The organism is Desulfocurvus sp. DL1XJH-121 (genome assembly GCF_054819825.1).
Map to the genome: position 1 here is coordinate 1 of NZ_JBTVWW010000124.1, position 261 is coordinate 261.

General features: G+C 62.8%; 1 pseudogene. It reads right to left on the reverse strand.

The features are described 5' to 3' along the window. Positions 1-261 (reverse strand): annotated as a pseudogene (locus tag ACYYG1_RS17575) (phosphomannomutase); the annotation flags it as partial.

The window sequence follows — 261 nt, forward strand, 5'->3', positions numbered from 1 at the left end:
CGTAGCCGTAGTAGCGGTGCGCAAAGAAAATATGGCCGCTCATCTCGCCGGCCAGCGGGGCTCCGGTTTCCGCCATCAGCGTCTTGATCAGCGAATGACCGGTCCGGCTCATGATCGGCTTGCCGCCGAGCCGCGTGATTTCGTCGAACAGCACCTGGCTGGACTTGACGTCGGCGATGATGGTGGCGCCGGGCTGCTCCTTGAGAACCGCCCGCGCAAGGATCAGCAGAAGCTGATCCCCCCACAAGACCCGTCCTGAAT